This is a genomic window from Caproiciproducens sp., from assembly GCF_053840905.1.
This window is the reverse complement of the sequence record NZ_JBNLXQ010000017.1, coordinates 20,949-39,025: the sequence shown is the minus strand read 5'-3', so window position 1 is coordinate 39,025 and position 18,077 is coordinate 20,949. Positions and strand designations below refer to the sequence as shown.

At 50.1% G+C, this 18,077-nt stretch carries 21 protein-coding genes; 18 read left to right on the top strand and 3 right to left on the bottom strand.

Annotated elements, in window-relative coordinates:
• Positions 1 to 18 precede the first annotated feature (18 nt).
• Positions 19 to 801, top strand: a complete 783-nt coding sequence (locus ACQGQ5_RS14315; RefSeq protein WP_275715710.1) for an electron transfer flavoprotein subunit beta/FixA family protein — start codon at positions 19 to 21, stop codon at positions 799 to 801.
• A gap of 18 nt (positions 802 to 819) precedes the next feature.
• Positions 820 to 1,839 carry an electron transfer flavoprotein subunit alpha/FixB family protein gene (locus ACQGQ5_RS14310; RefSeq protein ID WP_455737169.1) on the top strand — a complete coding sequence of 340 codons (1,020 nt, stop codon included), beginning with the start codon at positions 820 to 822 and terminating at the stop codon, positions 1,837 to 1,839.
• Positions 1,840 to 1,979: 140 nt separating this feature from the next.
• Here ACQGQ5_RS14310 and ACQGQ5_RS14305 read toward each other — a convergent pair whose 3' ends face one another.
• Positions 1,980 to 3,539 carry an acyl CoA:acetate/3-ketoacid CoA transferase gene (locus ACQGQ5_RS14305; RefSeq protein WP_455737168.1) on the bottom strand — a complete coding sequence of 520 codons (1,560 nt, stop codon included), beginning with the start codon at positions 3,537 to 3,539 and terminating at the stop codon, positions 1,980 to 1,982.
• A 198-nt stretch (positions 3,540 to 3,737) separates the two neighbouring features.
• Here ACQGQ5_RS14305 and ACQGQ5_RS14300 point away from each other — a divergent pair, with 198 nt between their 5' ends.
• Positions 3,738 to 4,742, top strand: coding sequence for a helix-turn-helix transcriptional regulator (locus tag ACQGQ5_RS14300; RefSeq protein WP_455737167.1), 1,005 nt, complete (start codon positions 3,738 to 3,740; stop codon positions 4,740 to 4,742).
• On the opposite strand, the gene ACQGQ5_RS14295 is transcribed toward ACQGQ5_RS14300, so the two are convergent.
• Positions 4,735 to 5,322: a manganese efflux pump MntP gene (locus tag ACQGQ5_RS14295; protein WP_455737166.1), complete on the bottom strand. Its 588-nt coding sequence runs from the start codon at positions 5,320 to 5,322 to the stop codon at positions 4,735 to 4,737. The two genes, ACQGQ5_RS14300 and ACQGQ5_RS14295, sit on opposite strands and share 8 nt — an antisense overlap.
• 238 nt (positions 5,323 to 5,560) lie before the next feature.
• Between ACQGQ5_RS14295 and hisH the strand changes: the two genes are divergently transcribed.
• From hisH to plsY, 10 genes are all read left to right on the top strand, one after another.
• Positions 5,561 to 6,172: an imidazole glycerol phosphate synthase subunit HisH gene (gene hisH / locus ACQGQ5_RS14290; protein WP_455737180.1), complete on the top strand. Its 612-nt coding sequence runs from the start codon at positions 5,561 to 5,563 to the stop codon at positions 6,170 to 6,172.
• Between the two features lie 22 nt (positions 6,173 to 6,194).
• Positions 6,195 to 6,953, top strand: coding sequence for an imidazole glycerol phosphate synthase subunit HisF (gene hisF, locus ACQGQ5_RS14285; protein WP_455737165.1), 759 nt, complete (start codon positions 6,195 to 6,197; stop codon positions 6,951 to 6,953).
• Positions 6,954 to 7,044: 91 nt separating this feature from the next.
• Positions 7,045 to 8,193, top strand: coding sequence for a D-alanyl-D-alanine carboxypeptidase family protein (locus ACQGQ5_RS14280; RefSeq protein WP_455737164.1), 1,149 nt, complete (start codon positions 7,045 to 7,047; stop codon positions 8,191 to 8,193).
• Between the two features lie 105 nt (positions 8,194 to 8,298).
• Positions 8,299 to 9,639, top strand: a complete 1,341-nt coding sequence (locus ACQGQ5_RS14275) for a glucose-6-phosphate isomerase (protein WP_455737163.1) — start codon at positions 8,299 to 8,301, stop codon at positions 9,637 to 9,639.
• Between the two features lie 57 nt (positions 9,640 to 9,696).
• Positions 9,697 to 10,113, top strand: a complete 417-nt coding sequence (locus ACQGQ5_RS14270; RefSeq protein WP_455737162.1) for a hypothetical protein — start codon at positions 9,697 to 9,699, stop codon at positions 10,111 to 10,113.
• A gap of 141 nt (positions 10,114 to 10,254) precedes the next feature.
• A complete protein-coding gene (locus ACQGQ5_RS14265; RefSeq protein WP_455737161.1) occupies positions 10,255 to 10,749 on the top strand; it encodes a YceD family protein in 495 nt (164 codons plus the stop codon).
• Between the two features lie 27 nt (positions 10,750 to 10,776).
• On the top strand, positions 10,777 to 10,959 hold the full coding sequence (gene rpmF / locus ACQGQ5_RS14260) for a 50S ribosomal protein L32 (RefSeq protein ID WP_455737160.1): 183 nt from the start codon (positions 10,777 to 10,779) through the stop codon (positions 10,957 to 10,959).
• 86 nt (positions 10,960 to 11,045) lie between these two features.
• Complete coding sequence (locus ACQGQ5_RS14255) at positions 11,046 to 12,350, top strand: DUF512 domain-containing protein (protein ID WP_455737159.1); 1,305 nt, start codon at positions 11,046 to 11,048, stop codon at positions 12,348 to 12,350.
• A 5-nt stretch (positions 12,351 to 12,355) separates the two neighbouring features.
• Positions 12,356 to 13,678: a ribosome biogenesis GTPase Der gene (der, locus tag ACQGQ5_RS14250; protein ID WP_455737158.1), complete on the top strand. Its 1,323-nt coding sequence runs from the start codon at positions 12,356 to 12,358 to the stop codon at positions 13,676 to 13,678.
• A 13-nt stretch (positions 13,679 to 13,691) separates the two neighbouring features.
• Positions 13,692 to 14,423 (top strand): glycerol-3-phosphate 1-O-acyltransferase PlsY, encoded by a 732-nt coding sequence (gene plsY, locus ACQGQ5_RS14245; RefSeq protein ID WP_455737157.1) that lies wholly within the window; start codon positions 13,692 to 13,694, stop codon positions 14,421 to 14,423.
• Positions 14,424 to 14,526: 103 nt separating this feature from the next.
• Here plsY and rpmB read toward each other — a convergent pair whose 3' ends face one another.
• The gene (gene rpmB / locus ACQGQ5_RS14240; RefSeq protein ID WP_081928271.1) at positions 14,527 to 14,715 is read right to left on the bottom strand and encodes a 50S ribosomal protein L28; all 189 of its coding nucleotides are present in this window, start codon (positions 14,713 to 14,715) and stop codon (positions 14,527 to 14,529) included.
• A gap of 212 nt (positions 14,716 to 14,927) precedes the next feature.
• Here rpmB and ACQGQ5_RS14235 point away from each other — a divergent pair, with 212 nt between their 5' ends.
• Genes ACQGQ5_RS14235 through ytfJ form a run of 5 tightly spaced genes read left to right on the top strand, consistent with a single transcriptional unit; the run spans position 14,928 to position 18,049 of the window.
• Positions 14,928 to 15,620 (top strand): site-2 protease family protein, encoded by a 693-nt coding sequence (locus ACQGQ5_RS14235; RefSeq protein WP_455737156.1) that lies wholly within the window; start codon positions 14,928 to 14,930, stop codon positions 15,618 to 15,620.
• 12 nt (positions 15,621 to 15,632) lie between these two features.
• Positions 15,633 to 16,373 carry a segregation and condensation protein A gene (locus ACQGQ5_RS14230; RefSeq protein ID WP_455737155.1) on the top strand — a complete coding sequence of 247 codons (741 nt, stop codon included), beginning with the start codon at positions 15,633 to 15,635 and terminating at the stop codon, positions 16,371 to 16,373.
• Entirely contained in the window at positions 16,343 to 16,903 is a 561-nt protein-coding gene (scpB, locus tag ACQGQ5_RS14225; protein ID WP_455737154.1) for an SMC-Scp complex subunit ScpB, read from the top strand. Before ACQGQ5_RS14230 ends, scpB begins: the two co-directional genes overlap by 31 nt.
• 31 nt (positions 16,904 to 16,934) lie before the next feature.
• Positions 16,935 to 17,585, top strand: coding sequence for a DUF2953 domain-containing protein (locus tag ACQGQ5_RS14220; RefSeq protein WP_455737153.1), 651 nt, complete (start codon positions 16,935 to 16,937; stop codon positions 17,583 to 17,585).
• 2 nt (positions 17,586 to 17,587) lie between these two features.
• A complete protein-coding gene (gene ytfJ / locus ACQGQ5_RS14215; protein ID WP_455737152.1) occupies positions 17,588 to 18,049 on the top strand; it encodes a GerW family sporulation protein in 462 nt (153 codons plus the stop codon).
• Positions 18,050 to 18,077 lie beyond the last annotated feature (28 nt).

Below are 18,077 nucleotides of genomic sequence, written 5' to 3'. Positions count from 1 at the left end.
CAAAAGGAGTGACAATCTTTGAATATTGTTGTTTGCATAAAACAAGTTCCAAACACCAACGAAGTGAAGCTGGACCCGGTAACCGGAACACTGATCAGAGAAGGCGTGCCCAGCATCATCAATCCCGATGATAAGGCCGGCCTGGAAGCCGCCCTTCGCCTGAAAGACGAGCAGGGCGCGCATGTTACCGTTTTGTCCATGGGCCCGCCGCAGGCCGACGCCGCTCTGCGCGAAGCGCTTGCGATGGGCGCGGACGAAGCGATTCTGGTAACGGACAGGGCTTTCGGCGGCGCCGACACTCTGGCGACTTCCACTACGATCGCCGCGGCGGTCAAAACACTTCCATACGACCTGATTATCACAGGCCGTCAGGCCATTGACGGCGATACCGCGCAGGTTGGCCCCCAGATTGCTGAGCACCTCGGCATTCCGAATGTCAGCTATGCGGAGGAGATCAAGGTCGAGGGCGATTCCATCACCGTAAAACGCCAGTATGAAGACAGATATCATATCCTCAAGGTGAAAATGCCCTGCCTGATTACTGCTTTAAGCGAATTGAATCAGCCGCGCTACATGACCCCGGGCGGGATTTTTGACGCATACAGAAGCAAAGAGGTCAAAACCATTACCCGTGCGGATATTGAAGTGGATGACGCTCAGATCGGATTAAAAGGCTCACCAACCAGAGTTGCACAGACATTTACAAAGAGCTTGAAGGCGGCGGGTCAGCTTGTAAACCTTGACCCACAGGAGTCGGCTGAGTATATGCTCGAGAAACTCAGAGAAAAATTCATTATATAGTTGAAAGTGGTGAGCAGTATGGATATTCAAGAATATAAAGGCATATTTATTTTCGTACAGCAGGTCGACAACAAAATAGCCGGCGTTTCTTTTGAGCTTCTTGGAAAAGCCAGGGAACTTGCGAAAGATATGGAAACGGAAGTGACCGCTGTTCTGCTTGGTTACAACGTATCCGGCCTTTGCAAAGAGCTGGCCAGACATGGCGCCGATAAGATTATCATGGTCGACAACAAGGCGCTCGAGGTTTATGCCACGGAGCCTTATGCACACAGCATGTATCACGTCATTGAAAAATACAAACCCGCAGTTGTCCTTTACGGCGCAACCGCAATCGGCCGTGACCTGGCTCCGCGCGTATCCGCCAGAGTAAAGACCGGCCTGACCGCCGACTGCACGAAGCTCGAAATCGCGGACGACGGCTCCAAGAACCTGAGAATGACCCGTCCCGCCTTCGGCGGAAACATCATGGCGACGATCCTTTGCCCGGATCACCGTCCGCAGATGGCAACCGTGCGCCCCGGCGTTATGCAGAAGATCAAGCCGATCGAAGGCGCGGAGGTTCCGGTCGAAAAGTATGATCTTGAAATCGGCGCGGATCATCAGAATGTAGAGATCGTCGATATCATCAAGAAGGTATCCAATAAAATGGATATCCAGGATGCAAAAATCCTTGTTTCCGGCGGCCGCGGCATGGGCTGCCCCGAAAATTTCTCCCTGCTCAAGGATTTGGCCGACGCGATCGGCGGCACCGTCAGCTCTTCCAGAGCGTGTGTTGACGCCGGCTGGGTTGAGAAAGATATTCAGGTCGGTCAGACAGGGAAGACGGTCCGCCCGAACCTTTACATTGCCTGCGGTATTTCCGGCGCTATCCAGCATCTTGCCGGCATGGAAGAGTCCGACGTGATTATTGCAATCAACAAGGACGAAACCGCTCCGATCTTTGAAGTAGCCGATTACGGTATTGTCGGGGACGTTACCAAAATCCTGCCTCTGTTTACAGAAGAGGTCAAAAAGGCAATGGCCGCCCGCAACGCGTGATCTCGCACTGCTAAAATCAGGACACCGTGTATTATGGTATACACGGTGTCCTTTCTATGTACGAAATGAGGGAGTTCCCCGGCTTTACCGGGGAACTCCCTCATCATTCTATTCAGGCGAATGGGAGTCTGTTTTCAGGCTTATTCTTTCAGACCCATTTTTTCGTCTATAAAGATACGCGCGTCCATCTGTTTCAGATCGGGGGATATGATCGGCTTCATTGGCATATGGGCAAGCACATTTTTTTCCAGGTCAATGCCGGGGGCGATTTCCGTCAGCATAACGCCGTCCTCTGTCAGCTTGAACACGGCGCGTTCCGTAATGTACATAACCGGAAGATGGTTCCTGATGGCTGTTTTCACGCTGAATGTAATATGTTCGACGCTCTCACGGAACTTATTGGCGCTGCCTTCGTGCAAAATATGGAGCTTGCCGTCCTTTATTTCGGTTTTTAAACCGTTCGCCGTAAAGGTCCCGCAGAAAAACACCTGTTTGGAGTTTTGGGAGATATCGATGAATCCGCCGCATCCGGGCAGCTTCGCGCCGAATTTGGATACGTTTACATTGCCTTCCTTATCGGATTCGGCAAAGCCCAGAAACGCCTGGTCGAGTCCGCCGCCCTGATAGAAGTCGAACATGGAGGGCATGGAAATCATGGCCTCGGGATTCAGGCTGACGCCGAAGTCAATACCGCTTTGCGGGTTTCCGCCAAAGAGACCGGACTCCACGGTCAAAGAAAATTTGTTGGTGATGCCTTCTTCCTGAGCGACGGAAGAGATGTATTCCGGGATGCCGATCCCAAGGTTGACAATGCTGCCGTCTTTCAGCTCCATCGCCGCGCGGCGGGCAATGATTTTTTTATTGTTCAGAGGAGCCGGGGTAAATTCGGAAAGCCCCATTCTGTGTTCGCCGGAGAAGCCGGGATTATACTGCGTGCCATAGTTCTGCATATGATATTTGATATCGCTGACGACGACTACCGCATCCACCAGAACGCCCGGGATTTCCACTTTTTGCGGGTCGAGGGATCCCGCTGCCACAACTTTTTCGACCTGGACGACCACGGTGCCGCCGGAATTTTTGCACGCCTGAGCCACCGCGAGCGTTTCCGCGCGGACGCCTTCGCGCTCTATGGAAATATTTCCGTTCTCATCCGCATAGGTGCCGCCCAGAATGGCGAAATCGACAGGATGGGTTTTGTAAAAAAGATATTCTTTTCCCTCAATCTCCATTAAGCTGACTAAGTCCTCCGCTTCCCGTGTCAGGGGATTCAGCTTCCCGCCCAGACTGCGGGGGTCGACAAAGGTGCCGAGGCCCACTTGGGAGATGGTTCCCGGTTTATGTGCCGCCGTATCGCGGAACATATGGTTGGTAACGCCCTGGGGAAAATCATACGCCAGTATTTTGTTCTCAATGACCAGCTTTCCGAGCCTGGGCGCCATCCCCCAGTGGCCGCCGATTCCCCGGCGCACAAGGCCCTCGTGGGCAAAATGGTTCAGGCCCTTTGTTTTTCCGTCGCCCTGGGCGGCGCAAAACAGCAGGGTAAGGTTATTCGGTTCGCCGGTTTCCAGAAAACGGTTTTCAATTTCCTCTGCGATTTCCTCGGCAACCGAGGCGCCCATAAATCCGTTTGTCGCGAAATTAATATTGTTTGGCACCAGATCGGCCGCTTGCCGCGCAGTCAATATCTTTACAGCCATTCTTCAATCCTCCGAAAAAATACTTTGTTAATATTATATCATTTCCACCAAAAATTACAAGTTCCTTTCCATCAAAATATGTCTTTTAGGGGCCAATATGGTAAAAAGATACGTTTTTTGACAGATTGGTAAAGAATGGTACCAAATCCTACCTTATTATGGTAAAATAATTTGAAAAAAGGAAAGCAGGTGGAACGCTTGACAGACCATGGCGGCGCGAAAAGGAAGCTTCTATTCTTATTAAAGCTGCTGAGAAAATATTCCGATGATGAGCATCCGGTTTCCGCGGTGGAGCTTTGCGGTCTGCTGGAGCAGGAGGGGATCGGGACAGAACGGAAGTCCGTCTACCGCGATCTTGATATCCTGACGAAATTCGGGGTGGATATTGTCTATACCCGTTCCCCGCGGCAGGGCTTTTTTATAGCAAAACGCGATTTTGAACTGGCTGAAGTCCGTCTGCTGATGGACGCCGTGCTCACGGCGCCCTTTATCACCAATAAAAAAACAGCCGAATTGACGGACAAGCTTTGCGAGCTCCTCAGCTGTCATCAGGCTGAAACGGTTTTGAAACAGATCTATGTGGACCATCGCATCAAATTTGACAATGAAGAAATCTATTATAATATCGATACCATCAACCGGGCAATTGCCCAGCGTAAAAAATTGTCGTTTTTCTATCACCACCGCGTGATTGCGGACGGAAAAGCGCAGCTGGATGAGGGACGGGAATTTACCATCAGCCCATACGCGCTTCTGTGGGAGAACGATAAATATTACATGGCGGGGAATTATGAAAAATACGATACGGTCAGCAATTACCGGCTGGACCGGATGAAACGGATTGCCCTGACCGCTTTGGAGGCGCGTCCGTTCAGCGAGGTCTGTTCCTATCGGGATTATTTCGATACTGCGGACTATCTGCGCAGAACATTCAATATGTACAACGGGGAACAGGAGCGCATTGTGCTGCGGTGCTCCAACAGCCTGCTCGAAACGATCGTCGATAAATTCGGCGGGGACATCGAGTTTTCCTGTCACGACAGCAACGCTTTCACCGTGAGAGCCTCCGTGTATGTCAGCGACGGTCTGATCGAATGGCTGCTGCAGTACGGGGACCGGGTGATCGTTCTGTCACCGCAGACGCTGAAAGACGAGATGCTCAGGCGGATCGAAGCGATGCGCGCCGCATATCAGATCACGTGAAAAACATGTGTTCCACGAAAATCTTGACGCCAATGCCCGTCAGGACGATTCCGCCGAACAGCTCCGCTTTTGAAGAAAGCAGCTTCCCGCAATTTTTTCCGATATAGACGCCTATCAGGCAAAGAAAAAAGGTAACGGCTCCGATGATTCCAACGGAAGAAAGCATCAGGGCTGCCGTTTTGGCGCCCACTGCGGACGGAAGAAGGATTCCAGTAGCCAGAGCGTCAATGCTTGTCGCAACGGAAAGAGTAACAAGGGTCTTGAAACCGATGTCGTTCTGTCTTTGACCGGCGCTTTTTTCTTCCGGCTCTTTAGAGGATTCCATCATCATTCTGATTCCCAGATAGGAAAGAAGAATCAAAGCGATCCAGTGATCCACCGCATTGATAAAACCTTCTCCCGCTTTGCCAATGAGCCAGCCGAGCATGGGCATAAACGCCTGAAAAAGTCCGAAGCTGAACGCGAGCTTTAAAGAGAATCTCGGCGTAACTTTTCGGGTCGTCGCTCCGTTGGTAATGCTGACTGCAAACGCGTCCATGGCAAGTCCCAAAGCGATGCCGACCAATGAAAGGTAATCCATGTTTTTTCCTCCGAATCAAAAGAGACATAAATAATATTTTACCTTTTTATTGAAACGATGTCAATTATAACGGCGGACAAGTTTTTACTTTAATAGAGTAATAAATTAATATGTTAAATCAATTGCGTTTTGTTTTTATTCATGATAAAATTGAGGTACAATTGGATGAAAGTTTCGTCCTTGTTTGCAAAATCAAGAGTTTTGTCTTATTCGGACCTAATGAAAAGGATAATGTATGATGATTGCTGTGATCGATTACGGTGCCGGAAACCTGCAGAGCGTTGTAAAGGCCTTTCATTTTATCGGCTGTGACATCCTCGTCACGGCGGACAAGGAGGAGCTGAAACACGCTTCCGCCGCGATACTGCCCGGTGTGGGTGCGTTTGGCGACGCAATGAGCTGCCTGAAAAAAGCCGATTTCGTGACCCCGGTGCTCGATTTTATAGAGAGCGGCAAGCCCTTTCTGGGAATTTGCCTCGGTTTGCAGCTCCTCTTTGAAGGAAGCGAGGAAACTCCGGGAATCAGCGGGCTTGGCGTATTAAAAGGGAAAATTCAAAGGATTCCCGCGGAGACGGGGCTGAAAATCCCGCATATCGGGTGGAATTCTCTTTCCGTAAAAGAAAACAGCGGTCTTTTTCAAAATCTGGAACCCGATCCCTATGTCTATTTTGTCCATTCCTACTATCTGAAAGCGGAAGACCCGGGGGTCGTCTCTTCCACCACCGATTACGGGGTCGCCATCGACGCCTCCGTCCAGCGCGGCAACCTGTTCGCAACCCAGTTCCATCCGGAAAAAAGCGGGAAAACAGGCTTGCGGATGCTGAAAAATTTCGTATCGTTTGTCTCTTGATTTTCGCGCGGAGGTTATGATTATGTATGCAAAACGGATTATCCCCTGCCTGGATGTAAACGGCGGCAGGGTCGTAAAAGGAACTTCCTTTGTCAATCTGCGCGATGCGGGAGATCCGGTGCAGGCCGCCATCGAATATGACAAACAGGGGGCGGACGAGCTTGTGCTGCTGGATATTACTGCGTCGTCCGATGAACGCGGCATCATGCTGAACATCGTCAGCAGGGTGGCCGAACAGATTTTTATTCCGTTCACAGTCGGCGGAGGAATCAGAACGGTGGATGATTTTACAGCCCTGCTGCGGGCGGGCGCGGACAAGGTTTCCGTCAATTCCGCCGCGTTGAACCGCCCCGCCGTGATCAGCGAGGCCGCGGAAAAGTTCGGCAGCCAATGCGTCGTGTGCGCGGTTGACGCGAAACGCAGGAAAGAGGGCGGCTGGACGGTTTATCAAAACGGAGGCCGCGTCGATACGGGAAAAGACGCCGTGGAATGGGCTGTGGAAGCGGCCCGGCTGGGCGCGGGGGAGATCCTTCTGACCAGCATGGACTGTGACGGGGTCAAAAACGGGTATGATCTGGAACTGACCGCGGCGGTCTCGCAAAGCGTCAATATTCCGGTGATTGCTTCCGGCGGGGCGGGAAAACCTGAGCATTTTTACGACGCGTTCACCGCGGGAAAAGCGGACGCGGTTCTGGCGGCTTCACTCTTCCATTTCGGGGAAATCACGATTCCGGAACTGAAAATATATCTCTCGCAAAAAGGAATCCCTGTCAGACGGTAAAAATGAGACCGAATTTGATTCGGCCTCATTTTTTATGGATAGAACCTCTTTTTTTGGCATAAGAATTACTAATAAATTGGAGGTGCTGGAGATGAAGTTAAAAAAATTGTCGGCATGCTTCCTCGTGGTTCTGATGCTTGTTTCCGTTTTGCCGGTGAAAGCGGCTGCACTGTCCGACACGGAGGTGAAAGCCCCTTCAGCCGTACTGATGGAGTCGCAGACCGGAAAAATACTTTACGAGAAGAATTCACATGAAAAGCGCCCCTGCGCGTCTATTACGAAGGTCATGACGCTGATTCTCATTATGGAAGCGCTTGACTCCGGTAAAATCAAGCTTACCGATATGGTGTCCACCAGCGAGCACGCGGCGTCCATGGGCGGCTCCGATATCTGGCTGAAGCCGGGGGAGACGATGTCGGTGGACGACATGCTGAAAGCTACGGTAGTCGCCAGTGCGAACGATGCGGCCGTAGCGCTGGCGGAGTATGTTTCCGGCAGCGAGGATGAATTTTTGCAGCAGATGAATCAGAAGGCAAAGGACCTCGGCATGAAGGATACCCTTTTTAAGAACTGCAACGGCCTCGACGAAGACGGGCACGTCACCTCCGCGTACGATGTCGCGCTGATGTCCCGTGAGCTGATAAAACATACGAAAATATTCGACTATACAAAAATCTGGATGGAAAATATCCGTGACGGCAAGACTCAGCTGGTCAACACCAATAAGCTTCTGAAAACCTATAAGGGGATCACCGGGCTGAAAACCGGAACCACCGGAAAAGCGGGCAGCTGTATGACGGCCACCGCCGAGCGCGACAACGTGAAGCTGATCTCGGTTGTGCTGGGCGCAGCGGACACGAAGACGCGGTTTTCTGCTGCGGCCGCTTTGCTGGACTACGGCTTTGCCAACTGGTCCGTGACTATTCCCACCGTTCCGCAGGAGGCCGTGAAGCCCGTCCCGGTGCTGAACGGAATGAGCGATACGGTGGAAACGACCGCCGAAACGGACGGCAGCATTCTGGTGCCGAAAGGAAAGGCCGGAGAAATCAAATACAGCGTTTCTTTTCAGCCGGAAATCACGGCCCCGGTGACAAAAGGCCAGGTCGTGGGAAAAATCACCTGCAAGCTCGGGGACGAGGTGGTGAAGGAGTATAATATCCGTGCAAAAGATGCCGTTTCCCAAATAACGTTTGGCTCCGCCTTCCGGCTCTTGGCAAAATATCTGCTGAAAATGCTCTGAACAGAATTTATGAAATAATTATAAAATATAGTGCTCCTCCTTGCAAATGCAGCCAATATATTGTAATATAATCATATCGAAGGTATCATTTAGGAGGAAACTAAAATGTCTGTCAGACTGGATTTAAAACATCTTTCAAGTTTCATCGGACAAAATGAATACACGGCGATTGCCCCGCAGATCCGTCAGGCCCATGAGGCCCTGCATTCAGGAAATTGTGTGGGCAATGATTTTATCGGATGGGTAAACCTTCCTTCCGATTATGATAAAGAGGAATTTTCCCGTATCAAAGCGGCGGCGGAAAAGATCAAGTCGGATACCGATGTTTTTATTGTCATCGGCATCGGCGGTTCTTACCTCGGCGCACGCGCGGCAATCGAATTTCTGAATTCCCCGAATTATAATTTGCGCAGGAAAAATACCCCGGATATCTATTTTACCGGCAACAGTATCAGCTCTTCCGCGCTGAGCGAGCTTCTGGAGCTCTGCGAGGGCAGGGACGTTTCCATCAACATGATTTCCAAATCCGGCACTACGACCGAGCCGGCGATCGCTTTCCGGGTGCTCCGCAAGCTTCTGGAGGAGAAATACGGCAGGGAAGAAGCGCGCAAGAGGATTTACTGCACCACCGACAAGGCGCGCGGTACCTTGAAGCAGCTTGCGGGGGAGGAAGGCTATGAAACCTTTGTGATTCCGGATGACGTCGGCGGCAGATACTCCGTGCTGACGGCCGTCGGCCTTCTGCCCATCGCGGTCAGCGGAGCCGATATCGACGCGCTGATGGCCGGCGCGGCAAAGGCGCAGCAGGAGCTGAACAATCCGGACCTGGACACCAACGCGTGCTATCAGTATGCAGCCGCCCGCAGCCTTTTATACCGCAAGGGAAAGGCGATCGAAGTCCTCGTCAGCTATGAGCCGTGTTACGCTATGATGTGCGAATGGTGGAAGCAGCTGTTCGGCGAGAGCGAAGGCAAGGATCATAAGGGCCTTTTCCCGGCTTCGGTTATTTTCTCGACCGATCTGCATTCCATGGGTCAATACATTCAGGACGGCAGACGTTCCCTGTTTGAGACGGTTGTTTTATTCGATAAAGCGAAAAAAGATTTGTTTATAGAAACGGACCCGGAAAATGTTGACGGCTTGAACTTTCTGCAGGGAAAGAGCATGGCCTATGTCAATGAAAAAGCATTTGAGGGAACTGTTCTGGCACACGCTGACGGAGGTGTCCCCAGCGTTGTACTCCGTGCACCCGATTTTTCTGAAGAGACGCTCGGCTACATGGTTTATTTCTTTGAAAAGGCCTGTGCGATTTCCGGAAGCCTGCTCGGCGTAAATCCCTTCAACCAGCCCGGAGTTGAAAGCTACAAGAAAAACATGTTCGCCCTTCTTGGCAAGCCGGGTTATGAATCGGAAAAGAGTGCTTTGGAGGCGAGATTAAAGAACTAGCAAAAGCAGGGTTTTTCTCCGCTTTTGCGGAAATAATATAATATAGGGGGAGTTTTCATGATAACTCTTATCGTTGGCAAAAAAGGTTCAGGAAAAACAAAAAAGCTGATCGAAAGTGCAAACGACGCGGCCAAAAAATCAAACGGCAATGTTGTAGTCATTGAAAAAGGTCTGAAATTGACCTACGATTTATCCCATCAGGTAAGGCTGATCGACAGCGACGCATACGGAATTCAGGGTGCAGACGCACTCGTTGGTTTTATCAGCGGTATTTGTGCAGGCAACTATGACTTGACGGATATTTTTGTTGATTCCACCTTAAAGATAATTGGGCATGATATGAAAGCCCTCGTACAGTTTACGGAAAAAATGAATGCCCTTTCCACGCAGGCCGATACTACGATCTCGCTTCTTGTTTCCGCGAGCAAAGAGGAGCTGCCGGAGGAAATCCGCTCCTTCTCCGTTCAAAGCTAAGGGCAAACCTTTCTTTCATAATGCTGCCGCAGGCGTTTCGTCTTCGGCAGCTTCTTTATGAATATGAATATATTGTAATTTTCTATTGACAAAACATAGATAAATCTATATAATAAGCTAATGTAGTGCTGAGGTGTAATTATGCTTCTTGATTTGAAAAAGGTGTTTTCCGACAGGGAGGAAAGCTGTTCCTTTGACTACCTGCTGGATTTGTCATCTGCCGATATCAATGGCTATCATCCCTTTGTTTCGCCTGTGAAGGTACGGGGTACCGTGAAAGGTCAGGACGGCTTTGCGCAGCTTAACGCCGAGGTTTCGTTTGAATTTTCCATTCCGTGCGACCGATGCATGAAGCAGATCGACAAATGCTGTCATAATACCTTTTGGCACACCCTGGTGTTGTCTTTGGAAAACGAGGACGACGTCAGCTATGTGGAGGTTCCCGATTACCAGCTGGATTTGGACGAGCTGATCCGGGCGGATATTTTGCTTGAGCTGCCGTCCAAGTATTTATGCAGCGATGATTGCAAAGGCCTGTGTCCTTCCTGCGGGAAAAATTTGAATGAGGGAACATGCGATTGTGATTTTCATCAGATTGATCCTCGTTTGGAGGCTCTTAAAAAACTAATAGATTAGTCTGAGTTTTATAAGGAGGTGCTGAAGATGGCGGTACCAAAGAGAAAATTGTCGAGTGCAAGGCAGAATAAAAGACGTTCAAATGTTTGGAAGATGAGTGCTCCTGCTCTGGTGAAATGCCCTAAATGTGGCGAGTGGAAGACTCCGCACAGAGTTTGTGGCAGTTGTGGTTACTACAACGGCAGGGAAGTAATCAAAAAAGAAGCATAAGCTTTGTTTGATTTTCCAAAAATGTAGAGAAGGAGCGATCCTTCTCTTATTTTTTTATGAAATCTTTGTGCAGCAGAGGAGTTATTATGTCAGTTAAGATTCTATCGGTCGATCGGGACAGCCCTGCCGAAAAAAAGAAGATACTGCCGGGGGAAACGCTTGTTTCCATCAACGGCAATGAGATTAATGACGTTCTGGACTATCGTTTTTACGAGACGAGCAAAAACCTGTCCCTTCTGCTGACGGACGGCGGCAAGAATCCCCGTACGGTCTCCATCCGAAAAGGGGAATACGAATCGATCGGGCTGGAATTCGAGACTTATTTGATGGATGATCAGCATTCCTGCCGCAACAAATGTATTTTTTGCTTTATCGATCAGCTGCCGAAGGGAATGCGCAGTACCCTTTACTTCAAAGACGATGATTCCCGTCTCTCTTTTTTGTTCGGAAATTATATTACGCTGACCAATATGAGCGATCATGATGTCGACAGAATCATAAAAATGCACATCAGTCCCGTGAACATATCGGTTCACACCACAAATCCCGAGCTTCGGGTAAAAATGATGGGGAACCGGTTCGCCGGGGAATCGCTCCAAATCTTGTACCGGCTCGCGCAGGCGGGCATCAAGATGAATACGCAGCTCGTCGTCTGCAGGGGAATCAACGACGGGGAAGAGTTAAAACGCAGCTTGACCGATCTGGGAAGCCTCTATCCGGCGGTGCAGAGCATTGCCGCCGTGCCGGTCGGCCTGACACGGTTCCGGGAAGGGCTGTTCCCGCTTGAGTCGTTCGACAGGGATTCCGCGGAAGCGGCCGTCCGGATTCTGGAGGAATTCGGGGACCGCTTTACGGACGAGTTCGGGGAAAGAATCTGCTACGCCGCGGACGAATTCTACCTGAAGGCGGGGCGTCCCATCCCGCCCGCCGAATTCTACGGCGATTTTGACCAGCTGGAAAACGGGGTGGGCCTGATGGCGAACCTGAAGCAGGAATTTGAGAGCGCTCTGGAGGATTTTCAGGCTCCTTCCAAACCCCGCCGGGTTACGCTGGTAACAGGGACAAGCGTTTATAATTTTCTGAACTCTTTACTTGACGAATTAAGAATAAAATGCAATAATTTAGCATGTAATCTTATTCCAATCATGAATCATTATTTTGGGGAGACCATAAATGTTACGGGGCTGATAACCGGTACCGATATCATACGGCAGTTAAAAGGGAAAGACTTAGGCGACGAGCTGATTGTGCCCGCCGTTATGCTTCGCCGCGAGGGAGATATTTTTCTGGATGATCTTTCCCTTGACGATCTGAGCAAAGCCTTGAATATAAAAGTTACCGTATCTCCCAATGACGGATATGAGCTTTTGAATACAGTATTAGGGAGTTGATGTGATTGGCTAAACCTGTAGTTGCAATTGTAGGCAGGCCAAATGTCGGAAAATCGACACTTTTTAATAAATTGATCGGTGAACGCCTTTCCATTGTAGACGACACCCCGGGGGTTACCAGGGACAGAATCTACGGAGAATGCGAGTGGGGGAACCGAACCTTTTCCATTGTCGATACGGGCGGTATTGAACCCGATTCCGGCGACGTAATTTTAACCCAGATGAGGATGCAGGCCCAGCTTGCGATCGACGCGGCGGACGTCATTGTGCTTGTTACGGATATCCGTACGGGCGTTGTGGCCACTGACTCCGATATCGCGGCTATGCTGCTGAAAAGCGGAAGACCCGTGATCCTCTGCGTCAACAAGTGCGATACGATCGGGGAACCTCCGGCAGAATTTTACGAGTTTTACAATCTGGGGCTCGGCGACCCGGTAGCGGTTTCCTCCGTTCACGGCCACGGTACCGGCGATCTGCTCGACAGGATTGTGGAGCATCTTCCCGCCGAGGAAGAAGACGAGACCGACAGTGAAATCATTAAAGTCGCCATCATCGGCAAGCCGAACGTGGGGAAATCTTCCCTTGTGAACAAAATTTCCGGCGAGGAAAGATGCATCGTTTCCGACATTGCCGGCACAACGCGGGACGCGATCGATACGACCATTGAAAATCAGTACGGGCGTTTTACGCTGATCGATACCGCAGGGCTCCGCAGGAAAAGCAAAGTGGACGATTCCATTGAAAAATACAGTGTCATCCGTGCGCAGATGGCGATAGAACGGGCCGACGTCTGCGTGATCATGATAGACGCCTCGGTCGGGTTTACCGACCAGGATTCCAAGGTGGCCGGTCTGGCGCACGAAGCGGGGAAGGGCTGCGTCATTGTCGTCAATAAATGGGATATCATAGAAAAAGACGACCGTACCATGACAGAATACCGCAAAAAGCTGGAGGACGATTTTTCTTTTATGTCCTACGCCCCTATGATCTTTATTTCAGCAAAAACAGGTCAGAGGCTCGACCGTCTCTTTGACCTGATCAAGCATGCCGCGAACTCCAACTCCATGCGGATTGCCACAGGCATGCTCAACGATGTCCTGGCGCAGGCTGTGGCCAGAGTCCAGCCGCCGACGGACAAGGGAAGGAGGTTGAAAATCTATTACATGACACAGGCGACGGTCAAACCGCCTACCTTTGTATGCTTTGTAAATTCCGCACAGCTGTTCCATTTTTCGTACCAAAGGTATCTTGAAAACCGAATCCGAGAAACTTTTGGACTGGAAGGCACCCCCATCCGGCTGATTGTGCGCGAGCGAGGAGATAAGTAAGGAGGAGTTACTGATGTTCAGTTATCTTAGGGATTTTGCACTGCCATCGGTTTTAGTAGCGCTTGTTTCATATTTCTTAGGAAGTATCAGTTCTTCTATCATTTTTACAAAAGTATTCGATAATAATGTGGATATCCGCACGCTGGGCAGCGGAAACGCGGGGGCGACCAATGTCCTGCGTTCCGTCGGCGTCAAGGCTGCGATTTTTACCTTTATTTTTGATTTTGCCAAAGGCGCGGTTTCCGTTATGATCGGCAGGGCGGTTTTTCAGTATGTCTGCAGCCAGGCTGCGGCGCCTCTGGCGATAAACCCGCACGTCGTGGCGCAGTACGGCGCCTATATTGCGGGTGTGGCCTGCGTTTTCGGACATATTTATCCGATTTATTTCGGTTTCAGAGGCGGAAAGGGCGTACTGACCAGCGCCGCAATGATCGCGTTGATCGACTGGCGTGTGTTCCTGATCGTGATCGGTGTGTTTCTGGCTTTGTTCCTGAGCACCCAGATTGTCTCTCTGTCCTCCATCTGCGCGGCGGCGGCTTTCCCGGTTGCCACATTCATCATTACCTTTTTTATCGATTTCAGGGGAAACCAGGCGGCCGCCGGGCCGGTTCCGATTTCTTATGTATGGATAACGACCGCCGTTGCATTTTGTATGGGTTTTGTTCTGATCTATAAGCACAGAACCAATATTGAAAGAATCAAGAACGGGACCGAAAAGAAAATCACGATTAATCACAAAACATAAAAGCAGTGCCGCTATGAATCGGTCATAGCGGCACTGCTTTATCCCTTCTTTTACGCAGAAAAAAGGAGCCCTTCAAGGCTCCTCTAAACATAATGTTTTTCGATCAGACGGCCCGGGTTACCTTGCCGGAACGCAAGCAACGGGTGCAGGCGTAAATACGCTTAGGAGTACCGTTCACAACTGCTTTAACACGTTTAATATTGGGCTTCCAAGTTCTGTTCGCACGTCTGTGTGAGTGGGAGACCCTAATACCGAAAGCCATATCCTTGCCACAAACATCACATTTTGCCATGTGTCTGCACCTCCTTTAAAAGGACTGTTTATAGAATCGCAACAGTAGTATTCTATCAGATAATAAATGGAATTGCAAGCCTTTTCGGGGCTTTTTTGATGATATTATCCCAGGAAAATGAATTTCAGCGATAAATCTTCCGGTTTTTATCGCCTTGCTTGTTTTTTAGGGCGAAAGGTATTATAATAATATCCCATAAAGGAGACTATGATATGCTGTTTAACATGATAAGTGATGTTTTTTCAGGACAGCCGTTTGACATGGCTTCCGCTTTATCCCAAATACTGGCTACCCTGTTTATCATTTTCTGCATTCTGCCTCTGCACGAATATGCGCACGGCTGGGTTGCCTACAAGCTTGGCGACAAAACTGCCAAATACAGCGGCAGACTGACTTTGAATCCGCTCGCCAGCATTGACCCGGTCGGTTCGCTGTTCCTTCTTCTGTTCGGCTTTGGCTGGGCGAAGCCGGTTCCGGTTGATTCCCGGTACTTTAAAAACCCGAAACGCGACATGGCCATTACGGCTTTGGCGGGACCCTTGTCCAACCTGCTGGCGTCTCTTGTCGGCGCCGTGATTTATCAGGGGCTTTGGATTGCGCTGAAAGCAAATGTCCCTGTGTTTGTCCAGACCTTCTTTATCGCCTATATCACGATCAATGTCGCCCTCGCGGTGTTCAATATGATTCCGCTGCCGCCGCTGGACGGCTCCAAAATTCTGGGCGCTTTTCTGTCCAGTAAGGCGCTTTACAATTATTACAGGTACCAGAACATTATCATCATGATCGCCTTTGTGGTCTTGTTCAGCGGTATGCTCCGCGTTCCCCTTGCCGTCCTGCAGAACGCCTGCCTGAACGTTGTGCTGTGGCTGGCGGAGCTTCCGTTCAAACTGTTCGGCCTGTTATAAAAGGGAAGAATCATGGAAAAACTATCCTATCGGCTGCCTGTTTTTGAAGGGCCTCTTGACCTGCTGCTCTATCTGATTGCCAAAAACAAGCTGAATATCTGTGAGATTCCGATTGCCGAGCTTCTGGACCAGTACACGGAGCACATACAGGCAATGAAGGAACAGGATATGGATATCGCGAGCGATTTTCTGGAGATGGCGGCGCGGCTGGTCTATATGAAAACCGTTTATCTGCTCCCGAAGCACGAGGAAGCGGACGAGCTTCGGCGGGAACTGAGCGGACAGCTTCTGGAATATCAGGAATGCAAGCGCGTCGCGCGGGTTTTAGCCGAACATTTCAGCTTTAACGCTTTTGTCCGTGAACCTGCTGAAATACAGGTTGATCCCACTTACCGGCGCAATCATACGCCCGCGGAGCTTTTTCATGCTTATCATAACGCGGTGGGGAGGGGCAGGCGCCTGATTCCGCCGCCTCCCGAAGCGTTTTCCCACCTTATTACGCACAAAACCGTAACGGTTTCCTCCCGGATCATCTATGTGCTGCGCCGCCTTTGGCAGAGGGACGGCATCAGATATGAAGAATTGTTTGAGGAAAAACGGGACAAATCCGATCTGGTGGCTACTTTTTTGGCGGTCCTGGAGCTGGTGAAAGGGAAGCGGGTGCGCATTGAGGGCGGCAGTTGCAGCGCGGTGGTAAAATTAATCAATGGCGGTGTGAAAAATTGGAGATCAAGAAATTTCAGGGAGCAATAGAAGCGATTCTTTTCTCAAGCGGAGATCCGGTTTCCATTGACAGAATAGCGGATGCGCTGGACCTGGACAAGTCCACCGCCGCGAAAATGCTTCAAAATTTAATGGACGAGTTCAACCGCGAAGGCGCGGGCGTCCAGATTGTAAAGCTGGAAGATCATTATCAGATGTGCTCCAATCCCCAATATGCCGGATATGTCCGACAGATTCTGGATATGCGCCGCAACACCCCCCTGTCCCAGGCGGGCATGGAGGTGCTTGCCATTGTCGCCTATAATCAGCCGGTAACAAAGGCTTTTGTGGAGCAGGTCCGCGGTGTGGACTGTTCCGGCGTGCTGGGAAGTCTGACTGCGAAGGGACTGATCGAAGAGCGGGGCCGGCTGGAGCTTCCGGGCAGGCCGCTGCTTTACGGCACCACGCCGAATTTTTTGCGGTGCCTGAATATTTCTTCTCTCAGCGAGCTTCCTCCTCTTGAAAAATCTCGGCGGGAGGAAAACGAGGCAGAGGAAATGGCGGATGTTTCCGCCGGATGACCGGATAAATGGATGAACGGCAGGAGGCATTATGACAGCTTTATGGATTATTTTGGGAATTGCCCTGTTCCTTTTTGTCCTTCTGCTCTTTCCCGTTTCTGTTTCCGCCTGCTTTGAACAGGAGTTTTCCGCGAAAATCAAGTATTTGTTTTTCAGCTATCGAATTCCGCCGGAACCCCGGGAAGCCGGGGAACCGGAAAAAACTGGAAAGGAAGAAACAAAGGGAAAAAGTGACGCATATTCAAAATTCAGGGACATAATAAAGCGGAAGGGCTTATCCGGCTTTTTGAACATCATCAGTGAATTTGCCTCCGTTGCCACAGGGGCGGCGAAAAAGCTTTTTTCTCACGTCGTCATTCAGCGTATTTTTGTCGATATTGCGGTTGCGGATGAAGACGCCGCGCAGGCCGCCATTTCCTACGGATGCACCTGTTCCGTGGTTTATCCCGCGATGTCGGTGCTTGTTACCCGGGTGAAATGCAAGGACTATCATATCCATATCGCTCCCGACTTCAATGAGAAGGAGAGCCGGATTTTCTTTACCTGCGAAATAAAAACGAAGCTGCTTTTTATTCTTTCGTCCATGCTGCCCGCGCTATTGAAATCACTGATGCTGCTGAAAAAAATAAATATAAAAAACCCGGCGAAAATAAATAAAACGACAGATAAGGCGGTGCATTAAAAATGAGCGATCATCCTATTGAAGGCATGATGAATACAACTCTGGAAAAAATCAAACAAATGGTTGACATCAATTCCATTGTCGGCGACCCGATTACCGCACCGGATGGATCCATTATTATTCCGATCTCCAAGATCAGCTATGGGTTCGCTTCCGGCGGTTCTGACTTCCCAAGTAAAGTCCAGTCGGAAAAGAACTTTTTCGGCGGAGGTACCGGAGCCGGCGTTTCCATCAATCCGGTAGCCTTCATTACGATTTGCAACGGCTCGGTGAAAATGCTGCAGATTGATCCGTACAACAATACCGCGGACAGAGTGATCGGCATGTTCCCCGAGGTGGTCGATAAAATCAACGGCCTTTTTAACAAAAAAGGCGAAGGAAAAAAAGCAAAAAACACTGAAAACAAAAACGGGGAGGATGTTTCACAGACAAAAGGCGTGAAACTGGACGACCCGCAAATATAATTTTTCAATATTGAAGCAACCGCTTGCA